Here is a 238-nt window from a genome sequence, read left to right on the forward strand (position 1 = left end):
CTGCGACTTCTTCACCGTGGACACCGTATTCCTCCAACGGATCTACGTGTTCTTCATCGTCGAGCACGCCACCCGCCGTGCCCACGTCGTCGGGGTCACGAAGCATCCAACCGCGGCGTCGGTATCGACGGCGAGCTCGTAGTGGCCACAGCGGATGTTCCGAACAAGAGCGTGCCCGGTGCTGATCGTCTGGACCGAGCGGAGCCGTTTCAGGCCGCGCATCGGCCGGAGTCGGGCT

1 pseudogene is annotated in these 238 nt (G+C 64.7%); it reads right to left on the bottom strand.

The features are described from left to right. Positions 1–42: 42 nt before the first annotated feature. Positions 43–238 (bottom strand): annotated as a pseudogene (locus MXD62_RS09560) (hypothetical protein); the annotation flags it as partial.

Source organism: Frankia sp. Mgl5, from assembly GCF_023242985.1.
GTDB classification, from domain to species: Bacteria; Actinomycetota; Actinomycetes; order Frankiales; family Frankiaceae; genus Parafrankia; species Parafrankia soli.